The 369-nt window shown below is 69.6% G+C and carries 1 protein-coding gene; it reads left to right on the plus strand.

What is annotated here, in order from left to right:
- Window positions 1-16 precede the first annotated feature (16 nt).
- The gene (locus tag JI664_RS24290; protein ID WP_414707759.1) at window positions 17-166 is read left to right on the plus strand and encodes a hypothetical protein; all 150 of its coding nucleotides are present in this window, start codon (window positions 17-19) and stop codon (window positions 164-166) included.
- Window positions 167-369 lie beyond the last annotated feature (203 nt).

Genomic DNA, 369 nt, shown 5'->3' on the forward strand with positions numbered 1-369 from the left:
CGCGCCCTCGGCCTCGATCCGGCAGGGCGGCGATTTCGAGGCCCGGCCCGGTCAGCGCGTCACCATCGCCGAGACCGAGCTGGTCGGCCCCCGCGCGGGCCAACAGGTCGAGCTCGCCATCCGCTATGGCGGCGAGCGCCAGAGCTGCCGCCAGCCCGCGCTCTAACCCGCGCGCCGATCCTTCCCTCCAACGCGGTCCGGCGCCTGATTTTCAGCACCCAGACCTTTCCCGCCGGACCGCAGATATTTGCAAAGGACCAGACCCATGACCGCCGTTTCCAAAACCCTTTCCCGCAAGACCGTTTCCCCCAAGGCCCTTTCCCCCAAGGCCCTTTTCGTCGCCGCCGCCCTTGCCGTGCCCGCCACGCT

Origin of the sequence: Rhodobacter sp. NTK016B (assembly GCF_017303295.1) — a bacterium.
Lineage (GTDB): Bacteria > Pseudomonadota > Alphaproteobacteria > Rhodobacterales > Rhodobacteraceae > Pararhodobacter.